The organism is Gemmatimonas sp. (assembly GCF_044345575.1).
Classification (GTDB): Bacteria; Gemmatimonadota; Gemmatimonadetes; order Gemmatimonadales; family Gemmatimonadaceae; genus Gemmatimonas.
This window is the reverse complement of sequence record NZ_JBIJAW010000363.1, coordinates 1-3,253: the sequence shown is the minus strand read 5'-3', so window position 1 is coordinate 3,253 and position 3,253 is coordinate 1. Positions and strand designations below refer to the sequence as shown.

Annotated in this window: 2 protein-coding genes; one reads left to right on the top strand and one right to left on the bottom strand. The window is 63.8% G+C overall.

All coding sequences use genetic code 11. The features are described 5' to 3' along the window. Nucleotides 1-1,089 (top strand): cytochrome-c peroxidase (locus ACIQ6O_RS15170; RefSeq protein ID WP_396208619.1); only part of this gene is annotated, 1,089 nt, incomplete at its 5' end. A 60-nt stretch (nucleotides 1,090-1,149) separates the two neighbouring features. Here ACIQ6O_RS15170 and gyrB read toward each other — a convergent pair. Next, a complete protein-coding gene (gene gyrB / locus ACIQ6O_RS15165) occupies nucleotides 1,150-3,114 on the bottom strand; it encodes a DNA topoisomerase (ATP-hydrolyzing) subunit B (protein WP_396208618.1) in 1,965 nt (654 codons plus the stop codon). Nucleotides 3,115-3,253: the final 139 nt, after the last annotated feature.

Here is a 3,253-nt window from a genome sequence, read left to right as displayed (position 1 = left end):
ACGGCAACACAGCAATTCCGAATCGTGGTGTTCGGCAACGATCTCGTGCCGCCCACACTTCCCGTGTCGCTGCTCGGCTATAGCGATGGCCGCGTGCCGCTGCCGCGGCATTTCTCGCAGAACGCCGGTGGTGGCGCAGGCAGCGCCATCGCGGCCGACAACACGCCCGCCACCAACGCGATCACCGACGCCGGCGCCACGCTTGGACGCGTCCTGTTCTACGATCGGCGGCTGTCGCGCAACGATCGCGTGTCGTGCGCCTCGTGTCACCAGCAGCAGTTCGCCTTCAGCGACACGGCGCGGCTGAGCCGCGGGTTCGCGGGCGCGCTTACTGCACGGCACAGCATGGGACTCACCAACGCGCGATTCTACACCGGGGGGCGCTTCTTCTGGGACGAGCGCGCTGCGAGCCTCGAGGACCAGGTGCTGCAGCCCATTCAGGACGCCACGGAGATGGGGCTCACGCTGGACGACCTGCAGACAAAGCTGTCGCTGACGACCTACTACCCCGCGCTCTTCGAGGCAGCCTTCGGTTCGCGGGAGATCACGAGCGACCGCGTGTCGCGCGCACTCGCGCAGTTCGTACGGGCACTCGTGAGTGTCGATGCGAAGATCGATCGCGCGTTCGGCCCCAACGGTGTCCCCAATTTCCCGGGCACCTTCACGGCCCAGGAACTGCTCGGACAGCAGCTCTACACCGGGCGCGCCGGATGCGCACGGTGCCACGGGACCACGGCGCATATCAGCGATGTGACGCACAACACGGGGCTCGACGCCACGGTGACCGATGCGGGGGCCGGTAATGGCCGCTTCAAGGCCCCGTCGCTGCGGAACGTGGAGGTGCGTGCCCCCTACATGCACGACGGACGTTTTGCGACGCTGGAGCAGGTGGTGGACTTCTACGACCGCGGGGTGCAGAACAACCCCGGGCTCGATCCGCGCCTACGCGCCGGCCCGGGCCCCAACGCACCGCCGCTTCGCCTGAATCTGACGCGCGAGGAGCGCGATGCGCTGGTAGCGTTCCTGAAGACCTTCACTGATCGCACGTTCCTGACGGACGCGAGGCTCGCCTCACCGTTCGCCCGCTGAGTGCACAAACGCAAAAGGCCCGCACAACAGTGCGGGCCTTTTGCAACAAACGGGACCAAGTCAGATGTCGAGATTGCTCACGAACCGGGCGTTGGTCTCGATGAACAGGCGGCGCGGCTCCACTTCGTCACCCATGAGCGTCTGGAAGGTCTGGTCGGCGAGCACCGCGTCTTCCATCGTCACGCGCAGCATCGTACGCGTCTCGGGATCCATGGTGGTCTTCCAGAGCTGCTCCGGATTCATCTCACCGAGACCCTTGTAGCGCTGGATCATGATGTTGCCGCGGCCTTCCGGCCCGCCGAGCCGCTCGGCGTATCCATCGCGCTCCTTCTCCGAGTACGCGTAGTACTCTTCCTTGCCCTTCGCCACCCGGTAGAGGGGCGGCTGCGCGATGTACATGAAGCCGGCGTCGATGAGCTCCGGCATCTGCCGGAAGAAGAACGTGAGCAGCAGCGTGCGGATGTGCGCGCCGTCCACGTCGGCGTCGGTCATGATGATGATCTTGTGGTAGCGGCACTTGGTGATGTCGAACTCTTCCTTGATGCCGGTACCGATCGCCGTGATGATCGTGCGGATTTCCTCGTTGGAGAGCACCTTGTCGAAACGCGCCTTCTCCACGTTGATGATCTTGCCGCGCAGCGGCAGGATGGCCTGGAAGTCACGCTTACGCCCCTGCTTGGCCGAGCCGCCGGCCGAGTCACCCTCGACGAGATACATCTCGCAGAGCGCGGGATCGGACAGGGAGCAATCGGCGAGCTTGCCGGGCAACGCCGCCACATCAAGCGCCGACTTCTTGCGCGTCAGATCGCGTGCCTTGCGGGCCGCTTCGCGCGCACGGGCCGCCGAGATGGCCTTGTCGATGATCGCGTTGGCCGTCTTGGGGTGTTCGTCCAGATACTGCGTGAGCAGTTCGTTCACCACGCTGCGCACCGCGCCTTCGGCCTCGGAGTTGCCCAGCTTGGTCTTCGTCTGCCCCTCGAACTGTGGTTCGCGCACCTTGACCGACAGAACGGCCGTGATGCCTTCGCGCACGTCGTCGCCGGAGAGACGGATCTCCTTGTCCTTCTTGTTGAGATTGCTCGAGCGCTCGATGTACTTGTTGATCACCGAGGTGAGCGCGCTCTTGAAGCCCGTGAGGTGCGTACCGCCTTCGTGCGTGTTGATGTTGTTGACGAAGGAGAACGTGGTGTCGGAGTAGCTGTCGTTGTACTGCAGCGCCACTTCGATGGCGATGCCGTCGCGCATGGTGTCGAGATACACGACATCCTGATGCAACGGCTTCTTGCTGCCATTGAGGAACGTCACCATGTCCTTGAGGCCGCCCGTGGCCCAGAACAGTTCTTCCTTGGGCTGCCCGTCCTTGAACTCGTCGGGGCGCTCGTCACGCAGGGTGATCTGAATGCCCTTGTTCAGGTACGAGAGCTCACGCAGACGGCTCGCGAGCGTCGTCCACTCGTAGCGGGTCGTCTCCTGGAAGATCGTCGCATCGGGCTTGAACCACACCTTGGTGCCCGTCTCCTTCGCCGGTACCGAGCGCAGCACCTTGAGCTTCGTCGTGGTGGTACCACGCTCGAAGTCCATGTAGTGCTCCTTCCCCTCGCGCTTCACCCACACCTTGAGGTTGTCCGACAGCGCGTTCACCACGGACACACCCACACCGTGCAGACCGCCGGATACGGCGTACGCATCCTTCTCGAACTTGCCGCCGGCGTGCAGCACCGTGAGCGCGATTTCCACGCCCGGCATTTTCTCCACCGGATGGACGTCCACGGGAATGCCGCGGCCGTCGTCTTCGACGGTGATGGAGTTGTCCTCGTGAATGGTGACATGCACGCGCGACGCGTGCCCCGCCATCGCTTCGTCGATGGAGTTGTCGACCACTTCGTAGACGAGGTGGTGCAGACCGCGCGCCGACGTCGAGCCGATGTACATGCCGGGGCGCTTGCGGACTGCTTCGAGTCCCTTGAGTACGGTGATACTGCCTGCGCCGTATTCCTTCTCGGACTCTGCGCTGCTGTTGGACATTGCGGGTTGCTGCGGGAGGGTTTGGAGGGCGAAAAGCTGGCCCGGAAACACAACCTCCAAATATACCCAAGGCGGGTGTCCGCAAGCAACTGGCGAAGCGCTTTGTAAGGTGTTGCTGTAGAACGACTTACGGACGCTC